Source organism: Ornithinicoccus halotolerans, assembly GCF_009602535.1.
Classification (GTDB): Bacteria; Actinomycetota; Actinomycetes; order Actinomycetales; family Dermatophilaceae; genus Ornithinicoccus; species Ornithinicoccus halotolerans.
The window spans coordinates 1-19,116 of record NZ_WIQI01000012.1 but is presented as its reverse complement, the minus strand read 5'-3'; the positions used below and the strand labels follow the sequence as shown (position 1 = coordinate 19,116).

The following is a 19,116-nucleotide window of genomic DNA, read 5'->3' as shown; positions in this document are numbered from 1 at the left end:
CAAGGACACTCGTGGCACTCCGGAGGCGCCGCACACGTGGGCCCCGACAGCGATCAAAGAATGAGGCAACACCAGTGGCTACAGGCACCGTGAAGTGGTTCAACTCCGAGAAGGGCTTCGGATTCATCGAGCAGGACGGGGGAGGCGCGGACGTCTTCGTCCACTACTCCGCCATTGACAGCTCCGGCTACCGCGAGCTCCAGGACGGCCAGAAGGTGGAGTTCGACGTGACGCAGGGCCAGAAGGGCCCGCAGGCGGAGAAGGTCCGGCCCCTCTGAGCTGACCCACCACCGACTGCACAAGAGGCCCCGCGCGATCCGCGCGGGGCCTCTTGCGTCGTTGGGGCGGGTGCCGCGGTTCAGCCAGGGAGCAGGTGAGCGAACCCGGCATGAAGCTGGTGCACGCGTACCGACCCGCTGCCCAGCAGCTCGGCCTTCTGTCGCAGCCGGTCGACGAGCGCGTCTCCCGGATGGCCGTACACGTCGATACCGAGCATGGTGATGTACGGCCCGATCGGGGCGAACTTGGGTCCGGCCACCTGCATGTGGAACTCCAGCGATGCCGAGTCCGGATGGATGTGCAGAACAGTCATCCGGGACCCGTTCTCACTGAAGTACACGTGGTAGGCGACCATCCGTGGTTCGGTGGCCTCCACGAACTCCGTCAAGTCGTCCATGGCGAGCTTGAGCTCATCCAGCCGCCCATTTCGAACCTCGGAGGTATCCACGTACACGATCGGTCGTGACATGTCGGCGAAGGTCTCCATGGAACCATCGTGCCGCCTCGGGCAGCGGCAATGCATGGACTCTGCCGCTACGCGGGGACCAGCTTGTCCAGGTAGCGAATCTTCTGCCGCAACGGATCCTCGATGTCATGGACGCCGATGGCCTGGTCCTGCTGGGCCTTGGACCGTGCCTTCTTCTCCACCTTCGTGAGGTAGTGGGGGTACACCGACGCAAAACTGGTGGTGAAGATCCGGCTCATCCTCGCGAGCGTACTGTTTCGATGCACACCACCGAGCACGTGGAGGGAACGCATGAGCCAGGCCAAGTCACCCGATGGCGAGAGTCAGCGACTAGCGGAGTACCGCTGGCTCAGCTTCGACGTCGTCGGCACGCTGATCGACTTCGAGCAGGGGATCGTCGAGTGCCTTGCCGAGATCGCCACCGCCGAGGGTGTTCACCTGGACGAACAGCACGCCCTGGCCAGCTTTGCGGCCGCGGAGGACGAGCAGCAGCGGCTGACCCCGGAACTAGCCTTCACCCAGATGTTGACGCCTATCTACCACCGCATGGCCGGTGAGCTGGCGCTGCCAGACAGCGAGGAGCACAGTGCCCAGCTGCGGGAGTCCATCCGGCGGTGGCCCGCCTTCAGCGATGCCCCCGAAATGTTGGCCAAGCTCGCCCAGCGCTACCGGCTCGTGGCGCTGACCAACGCCGACAACTGGGCGCTGCGGCAAATGGCAGCCACCCTGGGGGGACCCGTTCGACGACGCTGTCACCGCCGAGGACGTGGGAGTCAACAAGCCTGATCCGCGAGTGTTCGAGTACTGCGCCGACCGGCAGCGCGACCATGGCTACCGGCGTGAGGACTGGCTGCATGTGGCGCAGAGCCAGTACCACGACATCGCCACCGCCAGCCGGCTCGGCGTGGCGACCTGCTGGATCGAGCGCCGTGCCGGGAAGGGGGGCTTCGGTGCGACCCCGACGCCTCAGGAGATCACCGTGCCGGACTACCACTACCCGTCGCTGGCAGAGCTGTGGGCCGCCGTCGAGCGTGCCTGAGCGGGGGAGCGGCGGCCGTTGACCTCGCCCCTCCGGCCTCGGGCGCTATGGACGCTTACAACTTCGTCACGGGATGACGGTCGACCTGCTGCGACGTGCCCAAGTTCCCTTGGCGGAGCTGGCGGCCGGCCCGGAGTTCTCATTCGCGCGGTGGCGGAGTGTCGTCGAGATGCGGCGAGCGCTGGAAGACTTCTACCTCGCGGTCGACATCCCGGCGGTCGGTGACGCGTTCTTCGATGCGCTCGTTGAGTGCGGGCTGGCACCAGCACCGCGGCACTGGACCGCGGCGGGTGAACCAGCGCCGAAGCCAGCCAGCATGCGGATGGTCCTGGCGCGTCCTGGACGGCTCCCGCTTGACCGGGCCACCCGCGAGTTCCTCGAGGAGCGCGTCGGCGCCCGCACCGGATGCCGGGTCCGCGCGATGACAGGCGTGCTGCCGCCACGTCTTGAGGTCACCTTCCCGGCAAGTGCGGACGCATCCTCCCCGATGGAGGAGGCTGCGGACGGCTACCTGTGCCAGCTGGCGGTCGACCACCATGTCGCCACCCATCACCTCACTGCGATCAGCCCCACTCCACGGCAGGTCAGCCGCGGCTCGTCCTGGTCTGACCCAGACGTGGGCCAACCCGTCAGCGTCTTCGACCTGCACCCGCCCACCGCCGACACCGAGTAAGGGGCACCGCCAGCAGCGCAGCCACCGGCTGCCAGCACACGGGTACGGTCGCTTCCGTGGCGGTCGCAGTGGTTCGGTACTCGCCAGCGTGGCCGCGGCAGTTCGAGCGGGCCGCCGGCAGCCTTCGTGTCGCGCTCAGGCGGGTTCCCTCGGCGGCGGTGGAGCACGTCGGCTCCACCGCGGTGCCCGGCCTCGCGGCCAAGCCGATCATCGACATCGACGTTGTGGCGGACGACGAGGATGTCGCGGCGGCGGTGTCGGCGCTGGAGGCCGTCGGCTACGTGCATCGGGGCGACCTCGGAGTGGCTGACCGGGAGGCGTTCACTGCACCGGACGACGCCCCGCGGCGCAACGTGTATGTCTGCCGCCGCGGCACCCTCAGCGTCCGCAACCACCTGGCAGTGCGTGACGTGCTCAGGGCACATCCACGGCTGCGAGATGAGTACGGCGCCGTGAAGCTCGCCCTGGCATCGGACCCAGCCATGGACATCGACACCTACGTCGCACGCAAGTCCGCGGTGCTGCAGAAGGTCCTCGCCGAGTCCGACCTGACCGTTGCGGAACGCCGGCAGATCCTCCGCCTCAACGGCCCCTCGGCTTGACCCGCCCGCGGCCATGCCGCGTAGGCGCCAGCCTCGCCCGTCCCCGCAGTAGTGTGGCGTGCATGCGCGGCTCCTGGGACGAGTCACGGCGCGCCTTCGCTGCAGCCGCCGAGTGGTTCGTCAGCACGGTCGGCCTCGTCGGTGACCGGTGGGAGCGGCCCGGCCTGGGGGAGTGGGACGTGCGTGCCCTGGTCGGGCACACCAGCCGGGCGCTGCTGACCGTCGAGGCGTACCTCGCTCGGCCCGCCGCCACGGTCGAGGTTGCCGGTGCGGCCGAGTACTTCCGGACGGCCCGGGCACTGGCCGCGTCCCCCGCCGTTGCCGAGCGCGGCAGGGAGGCCGGAGCGTCCCTTGGTGAGGACCCGGCTGCTGCCGTCGCGGAGATCGCCGGACGCGTCCTGGCAGTCGTCGACGACCACGACGGCACTGAGCTGGTGACCACGGCCGTGGGCGGGATGCGGCTGCTGGACTACCTGCCGACGCGGACGTTCGAGCTGACGGTCCACACCGCCGACCTGGCTGCGGCACTCCAGGCGCGCCTGGACGTCCCGCCAGCGGCGGCCGCCCAGACGCTCGGAGTCATCGCCGACCTGGCGATCGGCGACGATGCCGCCGGGCCGCTGCTGCTGGCGGCCACCGGGCGAACGGGCTTGCCCCCGGGCTACTCGGTGATGTGAGCGGAGGTCGCGGCCGGCTCCGTTGACGCCAGGGGTGCTGCTGCTGCCGACCACCACGACCCGCCCGCCCGGAGCCCTGACAGGCGACCACGCGGCCACTACCGTTGGGCACCGGGAGCGCAGACCAGGAGGGGGTTGCCACCGATGCCGCAAACGAAGGCCGTCGGTTCTGCCGGAGCTGTCGCCGTTGCCCTAGCGACGCTGGTCATCGGGTGCGCGCTCGGGTTCCTGTGGGGCCGCGGGACCTCGGGGCCGGACATCTCTGCGGCCGGGCAGGTCAGCTACGCGTGCGCGTTGGCCGAGAAGGTGCGCGAGGGGCACCAGACCGAGGCTGACTGGGGTCCCGTGGGCGAAGACCGCGCCTGGAATGAGCTGCATGCCATCCCCGGGTTGCTGGGTGTGGCGGCGCCGCAGGGCGACGGGGAGAACCCCTTCGAGGACGTCGGCTGGCTCGCCCCCCGGGGCATCGGAGAGGGCGACTGGGAGGAAGTCCACGCAAGCCTGGATGCCACGATTGAACGCTGTGGGGACCGGGGCACCTGATCCCTCGGACACGTGCCGGCGGAAGGACAGTCCGATGGTGAGCCTGACGATCGACTTCATCACCTCACTCGACGGCTACGGGGCCGCGGAGGGCTGGCCCGGCTACTGGGGGATGGAGGGGCCCGAGTACCTGGCATGGATCGAGCGCGCAGCCGAGCAGGAGCACGTGGCCCTCATGGGGGCGACCACGTACCGGCTGATGTCCGCGCTGGCCGCTGAGATTCCCGATGACCCCGGGGTCGCCGCGTTGACCGCGTTGCCCAAGGTGGCGTTCTCCTCGACCCTGGAGACACCGTTGTCATGGCGCAACACCGAGCTGGTCGACGGGGACGCGGTCGAGGCGGTGCGGGATATGAAGCGGCGCGACTCGCGGCCGCTGCGCACCATCGGCAGCCTCAGCCTGTGCCGGTCCCTCCTCAACGCCGGCGTCGTAGACCGCCTTCGGGTGGTGATCTTCCCCGTCATCACCGGCGCCACCGGGAGCGACCCCATCTTCGCCGGGTACCCCGACCTCGCCCTCGACCTGGTCGACAGCCGCACCTTCGACGGGCGGCTGCAGCTGCTCGAGTACGTCCCCACCGTGCTCGAGGGACCATCTGCCGCCGGTGACTAGGCGGGCGGCAGGCGTCCAGGCCGGCATGGCGACAGTCATCGACCAGCGTCTCCCGTAGCGGCGAGCGGCGAGAACCTACGATGGTCGCCATGGGCGGATCGCCGACGGCTGGACGGCGCTGCCGGCTGCCCTCCTACGACCGCTGTGACGACGAGGCAAAGCGGCCCGAGCGCTGACGCAGCGACCCGCGTCAGCCGAGCACCGAGCCCATCCACTCGTCGCCCTGACCGGAGTGCCAGCCGTGTCCCCACCATCGTCGTACCGTCATGTCCTCCTGCTGGTTGCCGCGACCGCCTGCTGGGGGTGCGGCACCGTGCTCAGCAAGCACGTCCTCGGTCGTGGCGTCGCGCCACTGACCCTGCTTGCCGTCGAGCTCGCCGCCAGCTCCCTCGTCCTCACGCTCGCCATGCTGCTGCTGCGGGTCCGCCCGACCCCCTCACCAGCCCTCGTCACGCTCGCGGCCCTGGGCATCCTCAACCCTGGCCTGGCGTACGCGCTCGGCCTGCTCGGGCTGGTGAGCATCACCGCCAGCATGTCGGTGCTGCTGTGGGCCACTGAGCCGATCCTGATCATGCTGCTCGCCGTCGTCCTGCTCCGAGAGCGGATCGCACCAGCCACGACGGCAGCGGTGATCACGGCCATGGTCGGCGTGCTGCTGGTGACCTACCGCCCGGGAGCATCCGGGGATGCCACCGGTGTGGTGCTGACGGTGGGCGCGGTGTCGGCCTGCGCGTGCTATGCGGTGCTCACCCGCAGGCTGCTGCTCGACGACAGCTCGCTGGCCGTGGTCCTCGCGCAACAGCTCGCGGCGCTGTGCTTCGCCATCGTCGTTGCCGGTACCGCGTCGGTGACCGGCGCCGCGGAGCTCGGCCTGCCCGCTGACCTGGCCACGTGGGCACTCGCGGCGGCATCCGGGATGGTCTACTACGGCTTCGCCTTCTGGTTCTTCGTCGCCGGCCTCCGCGGCGTGCCGGCGTCGACCGCGGGAAGCCTGCTGCCGCTGGTGCCGGTCTTCGGCCTCGCCGCCGGGTACCTCCTCGGCGACCGTCTCATCGACCGGCAGTGGCTCGGAGCGGTCCTGGTCATCCTGGCCGCTGTCGCGGCGGCGGCGTGTCACCTCGGCGACCGGCCGGTCACCGGGCGAGTCGACCGTTAACGGCATACGGTGGTGACTAACCACGCCGCCACGCGAGCGGCAGCCGAACGACGACGAAGGAGCCAGCATGGGACTCTTCAGTGGACTGGCCAAGGCCGGGCTGGCCAAGAAGGCCGTCACCGAAGCGCGCAAGCCGCAGAACCAGCGGAAGCTGAAGGGCGCCGTCGCCAAGATGCGCGGCCGCAGAGGCACCACCCCCCGCTGACCCCGGTGTCAGGGACGCCGTGACCGGCGTCCCGCGTGACGAGCGCGCCCCCACTCCCTGTCGGAGCTGGGGTCGCGCTCGCGATCGGCCCGGCAGGCGGGTGATGACGGCGATCTCCCCGTACAGCAGGATGTGGCCATGCGCGTGGGCCGCGGTCCGGCTGGGCCGGGACAGACCCGGTGCCGTCGACGGTCCCTGACGGCACAGCTCGCCGCCCCCGCACGCCGCTTCCTCAGCACCGAGGCGGGTGGGGCGGTGATGCTGCTCGCCGCGACCGTCGTCGCCCTGCTCTGGGCCAACTCGCCGTGGTCGAGCACCTACCAGGCGCTGTGGCACGCCGAGGCCGCGCTTTCCGTGGCCGGGTGGGAGCTCTCGATGGACCTGGAGCACTGGGTCAACGACGGGCTCATGGCGCTGTTCTTCTTCGTCATCGGCCTCGAGGTGCGCCGGGAGTTCTCCGTCGGGGAGCTGACCGACCTGCGTCGCGCTGCCGTCCCGGTGGCCGCCGCCATCGGTGGGCTGGCTGTGCCGGCGCTGCTGTACCTGGCGCTGGCCCCCGGCGGGGAGGCGAGCAACGGCTGGGGCGTCGTCATCGGCACGGACACCGCCTTCATGCTCGGCGCGCTCGCGGTCGTGGGCCCGACGTTCGCCACCCAGCTGCGCATCTTCCTGCTGACCCTCACGGTCATCGACGACATCGTCGCGGTCAGCGTTATCGGGGTGTTCTACAGCGAGGCGCTGGACCTCGGGGCGATCGCCGTCATGGTGGTCCTGGCCGCGCTGCTGGGCCTGCTGAGCCAGCTCGGCGTGTGGCGGGCCGCCCCCTACCTGCTGGTCGGCCTCGGGCTGTGGCTGGCCACGGTGCAGGCCGGGCTGCACGCGTCGATCGCCGGGATGCTCGGCGGCCTGCTGGTGGCGGCCCATGCGCCCGCCAGAGAGGCGGTCGAGGGCGCCGCCACCCGGTTCCACGCCTTCCGCCAGTCACCCGATGTCGAAGTGGGCCGGCGGGCACGGCTGGGACTGGTCCAGGCGGTGTCGGTCAACGAGCGCCTCCAGCTCACCCTGCACCCGTGGGCGAGCTACGTCATCGTGCCGCTGTTCGCCCTGGCCAACGCCGGCGTCGACCTGCGTGACGGCGTCCTCACCGAGGCACTGGGGTCCCGGGTGACGTGGGCGGTGGTGGCCGCGCTGGTCATCGGCAAGTTCCTCGGCGTCGGACTCGTCTCGCTGGCCGCCGTCCGCGCCGGGTTGGGCGGGCTGCCGGTGGGGGTGGGCTTCGGACACGTCTTCGGAGGAGCGGCGTTGTCGGGCATCGGCTTCACCGTCTCGCTGCTGATCGCCGGGCTCGCCTTCGACGACCCCGCGCTGCGGGACCAGGCAACGGTCGGGGTGCTGCTCGCTGCCGTGCTGGCCACCGGTCTCGGGTGGGCCGCCTTCCGCGCCGCGGCCGTCTTCCGCGGGCAGACCGACGCCGACCTCCCCCGGGTCCTCGACCGCCCCGTCGACCCGGACACCGACCACGTCCGCGGCAACCGGGAGGCCCCCCTCACCCTGGTGGAGTACGGCGACTTCGAGTGCCCGTTCTGCGCCCGTGCCACCGGCGTGGCGCAGGAATTGCTGGCGCAGTTCGGCCCCGACCTGCGCTACGTCTTCCGGCACCTGCCCCTGGTCGATGTCCACCCGCACGCCGAGCTCGCCGCCCGGGCCGCGGTCGCCGCGCAGGCACAGGGCCGGTTCTGGGAGATGCACGACCTGCTCTTCGCCCACCAGGACGAGCTGGAGTACGCCGACATCGCCGGCTACGCCGCACAGCTCGACCTCGACGTCGAGACCTTCCTGCGCACCCTCGACACCGAGCAGACCGCCGCCCGCGTGCGGGCCGACGTGGCCAGCGCAGAGGCCAGCGGCGCCCGCGGCACGCCCACCTTCTTCATCGGCAGCACGCGGCACACCGGCCCGCACGACACCGAGACCCTGGCCCGGGCGCTGGAGGGTTCCCGTCACCGGGTGGACGTGCCGGGCGGCAGCTGAGCAACGAGAACGGAGCAACGCATGACCGAGCGGTACGACGTCGCCATCATCGGCATGGGCCCGGGCGGGGAGGTAGCAGCCTCCCGGCTGCTGCAGGCCGGCAAGACCGTGGTCATCATCGAGCGCGAGCTGATCGGTGGCGAGTGCGGCTACTGGGCCTGCATCCCCTCCAAGACGCTGCTGCGCCCCGTCGAGCTCGCCCTGGAGACGGCGGCCACGCCCGGCATCACGGCCGGCGCGCTCGACTGGGAGAGCGCCCGCGCCTGGCGCGACGACATGGTCCGCCACCTCGACGACAGCCGGCAGGTCGCCGGCTACGAGGAGCAGGGCGCCACCGTCATCCGCGGCACCGCCCAAATCACCGCCCCCGGCACCGTGGAGGTCGACGGGCGGCTCCTGTCGGTCGAGCACGTCATCGTCGCCACGGGCTCGACCCCGGTCATGCCCGACATCGCCGGACTGGACCCGGCCACCGCGTGGACGAACCGGGAGGCCACGAACCTGCAGGAGGTCCCGGGCCGGGTGGTCATCGTCGGTGCGGGCCCGGTCGCCGTGGAGGTGGCTCAGTACCTGCGCGGGTTCGGGTCCGAGGTGACCATCGTCGGGCGCGGGCCGCGGGTGCTGGGGCGCGAGGAGCCTCGGGTCAGCCAGCTCGCCGCCGAGCACCTCGGCGCCCAGGGCATCGACCTCAGGCTCGGCAGCCCCCCGGTCCGCGCCGTCCGTGACGGTACCGACCACGTGCTGGAGCTGGACGACGGCACCACCGTCAGCGGGGACGTGCTCGTGCTCGCCACCGGCCGCCGGCCCCGCACCGACGGGCTGGGGCTGGCGTCGCTCGGCCTCGACCTCGACGGGCGCGGGGCCATCGAGGTGGACGAGCGCTGCTACGCCGGCTCACGCGTCTGGGCGATCGGTGACGTCACCGGGATCATGCCGTTCACTCACGTCGCCAAGTACCAGGCCCGCGTCGCCGTCGACGCGATCCTGGGCCGGCCACGGGCCGCCCGCTACACCAGCATCCCGCGGGTCGTCTTCGGCCACCCCGAGATCGCGGCGGTCGGACTCACCGAGGAGCAGGCCACCGCCGAGGGGCGGCGGGTCACCACCGCCGAGGTCGACCTCACCGCGGCGCTGGCGCGGCCCTGGACCCACGAGCGGGAGCCCACCGGCTGGGCACTGGGGCTCGTCGCCGACGCGGACACGGGCCTGCTGCTCGGGGCCTGGGCCGTCGCGCCGCAGTCGAGCGAGTGGATCCACCAGGCGGCCCTGGCCATCGGCGCGCAGATCCCGGTCGAGCGGCTCCTGGACCAGGTCGCCCAGTTCCCGACCTACAGCGAGGGCTACCTCACCGCACTCGAGCAGCTCCACCGCTGACAGCGGCTACTGTCGGTGGCACCACCGCGGCCAAGGAGATGTCGCCATGAACGCACCCTGCCAGCACCTCGCCGACGCCCGGGACATCACGCCCTCGGCCAACGGCTGCGAGGACTGCCTGCGGACCGGGGACTCGTGGGTGCACCTGCGCGTCTGCATGTCGTGCGGCCACGTGGGCTGCTGCGACAGCTCACCGAACCGGCACGCCAGCGCGCACTGGCACGGCAACCCCGAGCATCCCCTGGTCAGGTCCTTCGAGCCGGGCGAGAACTGGTGGTGGTGCTACCCCGACAGCCTGGCCTTCGACGTGCCCGGCGCCGACCCGGCGCCGTCGTACTCGGCCGGGTAGCCCCCGAGGTGTGCCAGGGACCCGGCCGGCCCCGGCACCGGGCCCGAGGCTGCTGCGCCGACCGGTAGGTTTGCCGGTATGCGCGTGCTGGCCGTCACCACCTGGCTGCCGTCGGCCGGCCGCCCGGGGGTGGGCGGCTTCGTGGTCAGGGACGCCGCCGCGATCGCGAGCCGGGGGCACGACGTGCACCTGGTGCACCTCGTCCCGCCGGAGCAGGTAGCGGCCGGGGACCGGCTGCACCCGGACCGGGACCAGGTCGGCGGGCTGCCGGTGAGCCGGGTCCCGATGGGGACCCAGCGTCCGGACCAGGTGCTGCGCGCCGGAGCGGTGCTGCGGGGGCTGGCCAGGCACGCGGACCTGGTGCACACGATGGCGTTCTCCTCGCTGCTGCCGCTGGCGTGGTGGCGGCCGTCCGGGCCGTGGGTGCACACCGAGCACTGGTCAGGGCTGACCGCGCCGCAGACGCTGCCGCGCAGCTGGCGGGCCATGCTGCCGGCGCTGCGCCCGCTGCTGGGGCGGCCCGACGTGGTCACCACGGTGGTCGACTACCTGGCCCAGCCGGTCAGGGCGGTGCGGGGCGGCCGGCCCACCGTGGTCGTGCCGTGCATCGTCCCGCCGCTGGAGCGGGTGCCGGAGCGGCGCGGTGGTGGGGACGGCGAGATCCGGCTGGTCTCGGTCGGCGCGCTGGTGGAGCGGAAGGACCCGGTGCTGGCTGTCGAGGTGGTCGCCGAGCTGCGGCGCCGCGGGCGTCCCGCCCGGTTGACGCTGGTGGGTGAGGGCGAGCTCGCGGCAGCGGTGCGGCAGCGGGCGGCGGCGCTGGGGGTAGCCGACGGGGTGCGGCTCACCGGCTCCCTGGACCGGTCCGGCGTGCTGGCCGAGCTGGCCGACGCCGACCTGTTCCTGGGCCCGACCCGCGGGGACAACTTCTTCGTCTCCTGCGCCGAGGCCCTGGTCAGCGGCCGGCCCGTGGTGGTCGGGTCGACCGGCGGGCAGGGCGAGTACATCGCGCCCCGGGTCGGTGAGACGGTCCCGGTGCAGGAGCCGGGCGCCTACGCCGACGCGGTGGAGCGGGTACTGGCCGGCACCGCGGGGATGACCGCGGGCCAGATCGCCGCCACCGTGGGGGACCGGTTCGACCCGGACACGGTGGGGCGGGGCTACGACGAGGGCTACGCGCTGGCCGCACAGGTGTGGGAGAGCCGTGGCTGAGGCCGCCGCCCAGGCGCCGAGCCCGGTCGAGGTAGTCATCGCGGTGCACACCCCCGAGCGCCCGATCGGGCAGGCGGTCGCCAGCGTCCTCGACGGCAACGGCGACGTCGCGTCGGTGACCGTGGTGTGCCACAACACCAGCACCGACCGGATCGCGCCCGGGGTCGCCGGGCGGCACCGGGACCGGGTCCGGTGGCTGGAGCACCATGACGACCGGCGCAGCCCCGCCGGCCCGTTCAACGCCGGGATGCGGGCCGCGCGCGGCCGCTACGTCTCCATCATGGGCAGCGACGACACGCTGGCGGAGGGCGCCGTGGCCTCCTGGCTGGCGCTGGCCCGGCGGACCGGCGCGGAGACGGTGGTCTCCCGGCTGGTGATCGGGTCGGGCCACCGGATCGTGCGCACCCCGCCGACCAGGCCATGGCGACGGGGCGTGCTGGACCCGGTGCGCGACCGGCTCAGCTACCGCAGCGCGCCGCTGGGGCTGGTGTCGACGGCGGCCCGGGCGCGACTCGGCGCCGAGCTGGTCGAGGGGCTGGCGGTGGGCGACGACGTGCCGTACGTCACGCGGCTGTGGTGCGAGACCGCCGTGGCCTATGACCGCGGCGGCCCGCCGTACCAGATCGGGGTGGACGCGGCGGACCGGGTCACCTACGCCACCCGACCGGTCGGGACCGAGCTGGCCTTCGTCGACCACCTGCTAACACAGGCGTGGTTCACCGGCTACCCGCCGGCGGTCCGGCGGGCCGTGGTGACCAAGCTGGCCCGGATCCACGTGTTCGGGCTGGTCTGGCACCGGGACCGGCCGGCCCTCTGGGACGAGCCGGAGCGGCGCCAGCTGGCGGCGGTCACGGCGGCGCTGGAGGCGGCCGCGCCCGGGTACGCCGGGCCACTGTCACGGGCGGACCGGGCGCTGCTGGACGCCTGCGCGGACCCGGGCGTGCCCGCCGCCGAGCTGGTCGCGCGCGCCCGGGCCCGGCGACGGCACGGCACCCCGGCCACGCTGCTACCGCGTGACCTGCGCCACCTCACCGACCGGGAGGCGCCACCGCGGTTCATGGCGGCCAGCCTGCTGGTCCGCTGACGCGTATCCTCGGAGCCGACCGGCCGGACCACCGCGCCACCCCACCCACCCCGACCGACCCCGACCGACCCGACCAACAGGAGAGCACGCATGAGGATCGCCGTCGTCGCGCTGGGCAAGATCGGGCTGCCGCTGGCGGTCCAGTTCGCGGACGCCGGGCACGAGGTGGTCGGCGTGGACGTCAACGCCCAGCTGGTCGAGACGGTCAACCGGGGCGTGGAGCCGTTCCCCGGCGAGGCGCAGCTGGCCGAGAAGCTCGCCGAGCTGGTGCCCGCGGGACGGCTCCGGGCGACCACGGACTACGGCGAGGCGGTCCCGGGGGCGGACGCGGTGGTGCTGGTCGTGCCGCTGTTCGTGGACGAGGCCACCGGCCAGCCCGACTTCGGCTGGATGGACCAGGCCACCGCCAGCCTCGCCGAGCACCTGACGCCGGGCACCCTGGTCTCCTACGAGACGACGCTTCCGGTGGGGACCACCCGCGGCCGCTGGAAGCCGATGCTGGAGCGGGGCTCGGGCCTGACCGAGGGCGCCGAGGACGGGTTCCACCTGGTGTTCAGCCCCGAGCGGGTGCTGACCGGGCGGGTCTTCGCCGACCTGCGCGCCTACCCCAAGCTGGTGGGCGGGCTGTCCGAGGTCGGCGCCGCCGCGGCCGTGGCGTTCTACGAGGCGGTGCTGACCTTCGAGGACCGGGCGGACCTGCCCCGCCCGAACGGGGTCTGGGACATGGGCAGCGCCGAGGCCGCCGAGATGGCCAAGCTGGCCGAGACCACCTACCGCGACGTCAACATCGGCCTGGCCAACCAGTTCGCCGTCTTCGCCGACCAGGTCGGCATCGACGTGCAGAAGGTCATCGAGGCCTGCAACTCCCAGCCCTACAGCCACATCCACCAGCCCGGCATCGCCGTCGGCGGGCACTGCATCCCGGTCTACCCACGGCTGTACCTGGCCACCGACCCGGAGGCCACCGTGGTCCGGCAGGCGCGTGCCGCGAACGCGGTGATGCCCGGCTACGCCGTCGCCCGGGTGGCCTCCGTCCTCGGTGACCTGGCCGGGCTGCGGGTGGCGGTCCTGGGAGCCTCCTACCGCGGCAAGGTCAAGGAGACCGCCTTCTCCGGGGTGTTCGACACCGTCGAGGCGCTGCGCGAGCGGGGCGCCGAGGTGGCCGTGCACGACCCGATGTACACCGACGAGGAGCTGGCCGGCTACGGCTGGACCCCCTACCACCTCGGCGAGCCGGTCGACGCCGCGCTGCTGCAGGCCGACCACCCCGAGTACGCCGCACTGACCCCCGCGGACCTGCCCGGGATCCGGCTGCTGCTGGACGGCCGGCGCACCACCGACCCCGCCGCGTGGGCCGGCACCCCGCGGCTGACGATCGGCGGCGGGGAGCTGCCGGTGGGTGACCGCGGAACCGAGGGCGCCACCGCCGCCACCGCCCCATGAGCTGGTGGGCGGTCCTGCCCGGGATCCTCGGGCTGGCGGCCCTGTGGGTGCTGCCCGGGTACGGCCTGCTGCGGCTGGTCGGCGTGCGGGGGCTGGTCGCCTGGGGCGCCGCCGCCCCCGTCACCACGGGCGTGTCCGGGGTGCTGGCGATCGGCTACCCGCTGGTGGGGCTCCCGTGGACGCTGGTCACGTTCCTGCTCGGCTGCCTGGTGCTGCTGGCGCTCGCGGCGGTCATCGGGCGGATGCTGGGCACGGTCAACGAACCGGACGGGCTGCGCGTCGCGGGGGAGCGGCGGCCGCTACGGTCGGCGGAGCGGGGCTGGCTGGCGCTGACCTGGGCGCTCGGCGGCGGCACGCTCGCGGCGGCGATGATGGCCGGGATCGGCCGGGCCGACATGCCGCTGCAGGCCTGGGACGGGGTGTTCCACCTCAACGCGCTGTGGTTCATCCGGGAGACCGGCAACGCCTCCAGCCTGGGCGGCCTGGCGCCGTTGTACAACGACCAGGTCGCGCCCTACTACCCGGCGGTCTGGCACGGGCTGGTCGCGATCGCGCCCGGCTTCTCCCGGGTCACCGAGGCCGCCAACGGGGCCAGCGTGGTGCTGGCCGCGGTGGTGTGGATCGCCGGGCTGGTGGCGCTGTCGCGGGTGGTCTGGCCGTCGCGGGCACTGCCGGTGGTGCTGACGCCGGTGGTGGCCGCGACCTACGTCACCTTCCCGGTGGTCGCGGTCTCGATGCTGGGCGTCTACCCGTTCGCGCTGAGCACCGGCTGCCTGCCGGGCACGCTGGCACTGATGATCGCGGCGCTGCGCGGCGACCAGCGGCTGGCGCTGCACGCCGTCCACCTGCTGGGGTTCCTGGCCGCGCTCGGCGGGGTGGTGCTGGCCCACGGCTCCGGGCTGTTCTCCTGGCTGCTGCTGGCCGGCCCGCTGCTGGCGGTGCTGCTGGTCCGGCAAGGCCGCCGGATCTGGCGGCGGGGCCACCGGGTGCTGGTCGGGACCGCCGGGGTGGTGGCCGTGGTCGGTGGCGCCGGGCTGTTGGTCTTCCTGGTGACGTTCCCGCCGGTGGCGGCGATCCTCGACTACGAGCGCGGCGGCCAGGACAGCTACTGGGGCCCAGTGGCGAGCCTGCTCATCGACCACCCGCTGATCTACGTCTACCCGGTCCGCACCGTCAACCTGGCCGTGACCGCACTGGTGGTGGTCGGCGCCTGGCAGGCGGTGCGGCGCACCCAGGCGCGGTGGCTGGTGGTGGCGCTGCTGGCCGCCGCCGTGGTCACGCTACTGGCGGCCGGCCCGCCGGAGAACCCGCTGCGGGTGGTCTCGGGGTTCTGGTACACCCAGCCCTCCCGCGTCAACCAGCTGCTGGTGATCCCGGCGGTCGTGCTCGCCGCGGGCGGCGCGGCGTGGGTGGCCCGGTGGCTGGCCCGCCGGACCGCCGTGGCGCTGCCGGTGGCCGCCGCCGCCGTGGTGCTGCTCATCATCGCCCTCACCTCGGGGCTGCGGTGGGCCACCCACGTGGAGGTGATGGCCTCGGTGCACAACCACTGGCCGATCGCCTGGGGCACCATGCTGGAGAAGGAGGAGCTGGCGATGGTCGACCGCGCCCGCGACACGCTGCCCGACGACGCGCTCGTGCTCGGCGAGCCCGTCAACGGCTCCTCCTACCTGCTGGCGCGCAGCGGCGTCGACGTGGTCTACCCCCAGCTCAGCCCGATCCCGGACAGTCCGGACCTGGTGCTGCTGGCCACCCGGTTCGACGAGTGGCGCACCAACCCCGAGGTGTGCGAGGTGGTCCGCGAGCTCGGGGTCACCCACGTCTACACCGACACCCTCAGCTTCGAGGAGGGCGCCAAGTGGGAGGAGACCACGCCCGGGCTGCGGGTGGTGCGCCCGCGGGGCCCGGAGTTCGAGCTGGTGGACGAGGGCGGGCAGGCCTCGCTGTGGCGGTTCACCGGGTGCGAGCGGTAGCGGCTACACCCACTCGCCGCGCTCCCGCAGCACGTCCTTGAGCAGGTCGGCGCGGTCGGTCACCAGGCCGTCCACGCCGGCGTCCAGCAGCCGCACCATGGTGGCCCGGTCGTTGACCGTCCACACGTGCACGCCGACGCCGGCAGCGTGCACGGTGGCCAGCACCGCGGGGGTGAGCACCGGCACGCGGCCGAACTGCTCCGGCACCTGCAGCAGGTGCACCCCCGCCAGCAGCCGCCGCGCCACCGGTGCCCGGGCGGCCGGCGGGAGCCGCTGCACCGCCAGCAGCCCGCCGACCACGGCCTGCCCGGCCGAGGTCGCCACCGGCCGGCTGAGCCGGCGCAGCGCCGCCAGCCGGCGACGGTCGGAGAAGGAGGTCACGCACACCCGGTCGTGGGAGCGGGTGCGCTCCAGCAGCTCGGCCAGCGGGGTGACCGCGGCCGGCGCCTTGATGTCGATGTTGAAGCGGGCCGCGGGGAACTCCTCCAGCAGCTCGGCCAGGCTCGGCACCGGCTCCATGCCGCCGATCCGCGCCCGGGCGACCTCCGCCCAGGGCAGCGCCGCGACCGCGCCCTGCCGGTCGGTGACCCGGTCCAGCCGGGTGTCGTGGAAGGCGACGACCATGCCGTCGGCGGTGGCGTGCACGTCGGTCTCCAGGTACCGGTAGCCCAGCTCCACGGCGGCCGCGAACGCGGCGCGGGAGTTCTCCAGACCGGTGCTGGAGAAGCCGCGGTGCGCCAGCGGCACCGGCCCGGGGTGGTCCAGGTAGGGCAGGGTGGGCACACCCGGCACTCTACGGACAGGGCACGGGGGCGGCAGATCGCCCGGTGGCGGTGACGCGGCGTCAGCGCCGTCGCCAGCGGTCCGGCAGCGACGGCAGCGGGGTCGGCTCGCCGACCTCGCCGAACGGGACGGCGCCGGAGGCCCGCCGGGCAGTCGCGGCGACTCCGACGAAGCCGGTCGGCAGCGCCGCCCGGCGCACCGCCCGGGCCAGCGCGGCCTCCGGCAGCGGGGCCGCCGAGGCGACCAGCACCACGTTGCCGTAGCGGCGCCCCTTCAGCTGCTCGGAGAGGGCGATCAGCGCCACCCGCGGCAGCAGCGGGCGGACCGTGGCGACCACCCGCAGCGCGTGCCGCCAGCCGGGCTCGTCGGAGAGGTTGACCAGGTAGACCCCGCCAGGGGCCAGCACCCGGGCCGCCTCCCGGACCGTGGCCGCCCCGGTGAGCTCGCCGGGCACCTGGCCGCCGTCGTAGGCGTCCAGGACCACCACGTCGGCCGAGCCGTCCCGCAGCGCCCCCAGCCCGGCCAGCCCGTCCTGCGGGCGCACCCGGATGCGGTGACGACGGGGGAGCGGCAGCTCGCGCCGCACCAGCTCGGTCAGCGCGGTGTCCGGCTCCAGCACGACCTGCGGCGACCCGGGACGGGTGTGCTGCAGGTACCGCGGGACGGTAAGCGCGCCGCCCCCGACATGGGTGACGCGCAGCGGCGCCGGCGGGGCCGGCGCGAGGGTGTCGAGCACGAGCGCGATGTGCTGGACGTACTCGAACGTCAGCAGGCCCGGGTCCTCCGGCTGCACGTGCGACTGCGGGTGCCCACCGAGCAGGAGGGTGAGCCCGCCGCGCTCGTCCCGGACGAGCTGCAGCCGTCGCCGCTCGTGGTCCATCGGCGGAGCCTACTGCGGCGCGGCCCGCCGTGAGGGTGGCCCCTGCTCTGGCACACTCAGGGCCCGTGCAGGGGCTCTATGCGTTGAAGCCGTGGTACACCGCCCGGCTGGGGGTCGTGGTCGACGCGGCGGTGCGCTGGGGGATCTCCCCGGACGCCTTCACCGTGCTGGGGGTGCTGGGGGCGGCCGTGGCCGCCGTCGCCCTGGGGCTGGGGTGGTGGCCGGTGGCCCTGCTCGCGCTGCTGGCCCGGCTCGGCGGCGCCAACCTGGACGGCGCCGTCGCCAGGGCGCGCGAGGTGTCCCGGCCGTGGGGGTTCGTCGTCAACGAGCTGGGCGACCGGGTCAGCGACCTGCTGCTCTTCGCGGGGCTGGCCTGGCTGGCGGCCCGCACCGGTGAGGGCCCCGAACCGCTCGGGTGGGTGCTCGTGGCCGCCCTCGCCGCGACGCTGCCCACGTTCGTGTCCCTCGCCGCTGCCGGCGCGGGTGCGGCCCGGCGCAACGGGGGTCCGCTGGGCAAGACCGAGCGCTGCGCGCTGGCGGTGCTGGCGTGCGCGGTGCCCTCCTGGCTGGTGCCGGTGTCCGTGCTGCTGGTGGCCGGCTCCGTGCTGACCGCGCTGACCCGGCTGCGGGGCGTGCGGGCCGAGCTGGCCGACCGGGAGGGCTGAGCCGTGCCCAGCCTGTCCGGCCTGTCCGGCCTGTCCGGCCCGTTCGACCTCGGCCACTGGTGGGACCTGCTGCTGCACCACGACCGCGTGCTGACGCTGGTGCTGCCGTTCGGGCTGCAGGTGGAGGGGCGCGGCGTCTTCCTGTTCTACGTCACGCTCGCGGTGCTGGCCCTGGGCGGCCTGGCGGTCGCGGCGACCCGGCGGGCCGAGCTGCGCCGGCGCTGGACCACGTGGGTGCTCATCGCACCGGTCGTCGGCCTGCCGATCTGGGCCGGCCGGCCGACCACGGCGGTGCTGGCGGTGCTGCTGGCGGTGCTGGCGGTGCGCGAGTTCGTGCTGCTGGTCCGGCTGCCGCGCCCGGAGGCGCTGCTGCTGTACGGCCTGGCCGTGCTCTACCCGCTCGCCGCCTGGCAGTGGCCGGACCTGCTGCTGCTGGCCCCGGTCGTGGCGCTGGGCTGTGCGCTGCCGACGCTGCTGGCCGGGGACACCGAGTACGGGCTGGAGCGGTCGGCGTTCACCGCGTTCGGCTCGGTGTGGCTGTGCTGGTCGATCGCCCACCTGGTGGTGCTGTGGGAGGACGCCTTCCTCGTCGTGTTCGCCGCCGCGGCGGCCGACGTCAGCGCCTACGTCGGGGGGACCGCGCTGCGGCGGTTCGGCTGGGCGGGCCGCCCGCTGTCCCCGCTGTCGCCGAACAAGACGCTCGGGGGCCTGGCCGGGGCAGTGGCGGGCACGGTGCTGATACTGCTGGTGCTGGGGTCGCTGTCGTGGGGGCTGGTGCTGGCGGTGGCCCTCGGCGGGGTGGCCGGCGACCTGCTGGAGTCGATGCTGAAGCGGCGCGCGGGGGTCAAGGACGCCGGGTCCTGGCTCCCCGGCTTCGGCGGGCTGCTGGACCGGATCGACTCGCTGCTGGTGGTGCTGCCGCTGGCGGCGGTGCTGGCATAGTGCCCAGCAGGCGCGCGAAGGGAGCGGGGATGACACCGGACCGGACGGACCCGGTCGCGCCCGCCTCGCGGGCGCCCCGGCTCGGCGCGGCGTGGGCGCGGCACCTGCTGTGGCGTGCCGCGACCCCGCTGGT

Annotated in this window: 23 protein-coding genes; 19 read left to right on the top strand and 4 right to left on the bottom strand. The window is 73.6% G+C overall.

Translation table 11 applies throughout. The annotated features are described in order from the left end of the window. The first annotated feature begins 74 nt into the window (after positions 1-74). On the top strand, positions 75-278 hold the full coding sequence (locus GFJ45_RS04425; RefSeq protein ID WP_153394567.1) for a cold-shock protein: 204 nt from the start codon (positions 75-77) through the stop codon (positions 276-278). Between the two features lie 80 nt (positions 279-358). Here GFJ45_RS04425 and GFJ45_RS04420 read toward each other — a convergent pair whose 3' ends face one another. Both GFJ45_RS04420 and GFJ45_RS04415 read right to left on the bottom strand, forming a co-directional pair. Next, a complete protein-coding gene (locus GFJ45_RS04420; RefSeq protein WP_228386481.1) occupies positions 359-766 on the bottom strand; it encodes a hypothetical protein in 408 nt (135 codons plus the stop codon). A 47-nt stretch (positions 767-813) separates the two neighbouring features. Continuing rightward, positions 814-984 carry a DUF2200 family protein gene (locus GFJ45_RS04415; protein ID WP_153394565.1) on the bottom strand — a complete coding sequence of 57 codons (171 nt, stop codon included), beginning with the start codon at positions 982-984 and terminating at the stop codon, positions 814-816. A gap of 52 nt (positions 985-1,036) precedes the next feature. Between GFJ45_RS04415 and GFJ45_RS04410 the strand changes: the two genes are divergently transcribed. The 16 genes from GFJ45_RS04410 (at position 1,037) to GFJ45_RS04340 (ending at position 15,713) form a co-directional block, all read left to right on the top strand. Next, complete coding sequence (locus tag GFJ45_RS04410) at positions 1,037-1,531, top strand: HAD family hydrolase (protein ID WP_228386480.1); 495 nt, start codon at positions 1,037-1,039, stop codon at positions 1,529-1,531. A 7-nt stretch (positions 1,532-1,538) separates the two neighbouring features. Continuing rightward, a complete protein-coding gene (locus tag GFJ45_RS16670; RefSeq protein WP_267128844.1) occupies positions 1,539-1,784 on the top strand; it encodes an HAD family hydrolase in 246 nt (81 codons plus the stop codon). Positions 1,785-1,857: 73 nt separating this feature from the next. Continuing rightward, the gene (locus GFJ45_RS04405) at positions 1,858-2,457 is read left to right on the top strand and encodes a hypothetical protein (RefSeq protein WP_153394563.1); all 600 of its coding nucleotides are present in this window, start codon (positions 1,858-1,860) and stop codon (positions 2,455-2,457) included. 56 nt (positions 2,458-2,513) lie between these two features. Next, positions 2,514-3,059 (top strand): GrpB family protein, encoded by a 546-nt coding sequence (locus GFJ45_RS04400; RefSeq protein ID WP_153394561.1) that lies wholly within the window; start codon positions 2,514-2,516, stop codon positions 3,057-3,059. Between the two features lie 62 nt (positions 3,060-3,121). After that, positions 3,122-3,736 carry a maleylpyruvate isomerase N-terminal domain-containing protein gene (locus GFJ45_RS04395; RefSeq protein WP_153394559.1) on the top strand — a complete coding sequence of 205 codons (615 nt, stop codon included), beginning with the start codon at positions 3,122-3,124 and terminating at the stop codon, positions 3,734-3,736. Positions 3,737-3,880: 144 nt separating this feature from the next. Beyond that, complete coding sequence (locus tag GFJ45_RS04390) at positions 3,881-4,279, top strand: hypothetical protein (RefSeq protein ID WP_153394557.1); 399 nt, start codon at positions 3,881-3,883, stop codon at positions 4,277-4,279. A gap of 34 nt (positions 4,280-4,313) precedes the next feature. Further along, a complete protein-coding gene (locus tag GFJ45_RS04385; protein ID WP_153394555.1) occupies positions 4,314-4,892 on the top strand; it encodes a dihydrofolate reductase family protein in 579 nt (192 codons plus the stop codon). A 232-nt stretch (positions 4,893-5,124) separates the two neighbouring features. Further along, the gene (locus GFJ45_RS04380; protein ID WP_323368708.1) at positions 5,125-6,048 is read left to right on the top strand and encodes a DMT family transporter; all 924 of its coding nucleotides are present in this window, start codon (positions 5,125-5,127) and stop codon (positions 6,046-6,048) included. Between the two features lie 67 nt (positions 6,049-6,115). Next, complete coding sequence (locus GFJ45_RS04375) at positions 6,116-6,253, top strand: hypothetical protein (RefSeq protein WP_153394550.1); 138 nt, start codon at positions 6,116-6,118, stop codon at positions 6,251-6,253. Positions 6,254-6,391: 138 nt separating this feature from the next. Then, complete coding sequence (nhaA, locus tag GFJ45_RS04370; protein ID WP_153394548.1) at positions 6,392-8,284, top strand: Na+/H+ antiporter NhaA; 1,893 nt, start codon at positions 6,392-6,394, stop codon at positions 8,282-8,284. Positions 8,285-8,305: 21 nt separating this feature from the next. After that, entirely contained in the window at positions 8,306-9,658 is a 1,353-nt protein-coding gene (locus GFJ45_RS04365; protein WP_153394546.1) for a dihydrolipoyl dehydrogenase family protein, read from the top strand. A gap of 46 nt (positions 9,659-9,704) precedes the next feature. Continuing rightward, entirely contained in the window at positions 9,705-10,007 is a 303-nt protein-coding gene (locus tag GFJ45_RS04360) for a UBP-type zinc finger domain-containing protein (protein ID WP_153394544.1), read from the top strand. Between the two features lie 78 nt (positions 10,008-10,085). Then, a complete protein-coding gene (locus GFJ45_RS04355; RefSeq protein ID WP_153394542.1) occupies positions 10,086-11,216 on the top strand; it encodes a glycosyltransferase in 1,131 nt (376 codons plus the stop codon). Continuing rightward, the gene (locus GFJ45_RS04350) at positions 11,209-12,300 is read left to right on the top strand and encodes a glycosyltransferase (RefSeq protein WP_153394540.1); all 1,092 of its coding nucleotides are present in this window, start codon (positions 11,209-11,211) and stop codon (positions 12,298-12,300) included. Before GFJ45_RS04355 ends, GFJ45_RS04350 begins: the two co-directional genes overlap by 8 nt. A gap of 90 nt (positions 12,301-12,390) precedes the next feature. Next, positions 12,391-13,743: a nucleotide sugar dehydrogenase gene (locus tag GFJ45_RS04345; RefSeq protein WP_153394538.1), complete on the top strand. Its 1,353-nt coding sequence runs from the start codon at positions 12,391-12,393 to the stop codon at positions 13,741-13,743. Beyond that, entirely contained in the window at positions 13,740-15,713 is a 1,974-nt protein-coding gene (locus tag GFJ45_RS04340; RefSeq protein ID WP_153394536.1) for a DUF6541 family protein, read from the top strand. The genes GFJ45_RS04345 and GFJ45_RS04340 overlap by 4 nt, the downstream gene beginning before the upstream one ends. Before the next feature lie 3 nt (positions 15,714-15,716). On the opposite strand, the gene GFJ45_RS04335 is transcribed toward GFJ45_RS04340, so the two are convergent. Together GFJ45_RS04335 and GFJ45_RS04330 are read right to left on the bottom strand one after the other, a co-directional pair. Then, entirely contained in the window at positions 15,717-16,496 is a 780-nt protein-coding gene (locus tag GFJ45_RS04335) for a glycerophosphodiester phosphodiesterase (RefSeq protein ID WP_153394534.1), read from the bottom strand. A 61-nt stretch (positions 16,497-16,557) separates the two neighbouring features. Continuing rightward, complete coding sequence (locus GFJ45_RS04330; protein WP_194288515.1) at positions 16,558-17,376, bottom strand: spermidine synthase; 819 nt, start codon at positions 17,374-17,376, stop codon at positions 16,558-16,560. Positions 17,377-17,441: 65 nt separating this feature from the next. Between GFJ45_RS04330 and GFJ45_RS04325 the strand changes: the two genes are divergently transcribed. Together GFJ45_RS04325 and GFJ45_RS04320 are read left to right on the top strand one after the other, a co-directional pair. Then, on the top strand, positions 17,442-18,041 hold the full coding sequence (locus GFJ45_RS04325; RefSeq protein WP_153394532.1) for a CDP-alcohol phosphatidyltransferase family protein: 600 nt from the start codon (positions 17,442-17,444) through the stop codon (positions 18,039-18,041). Positions 18,042-18,044: 3 nt separating this feature from the next. Next, entirely contained in the window at positions 18,045-18,983 is a 939-nt protein-coding gene (locus tag GFJ45_RS04320; protein ID WP_228386478.1) for a phosphatidate cytidylyltransferase, read from the top strand. Positions 18,984-19,116: the final 133 nt, after the last annotated feature.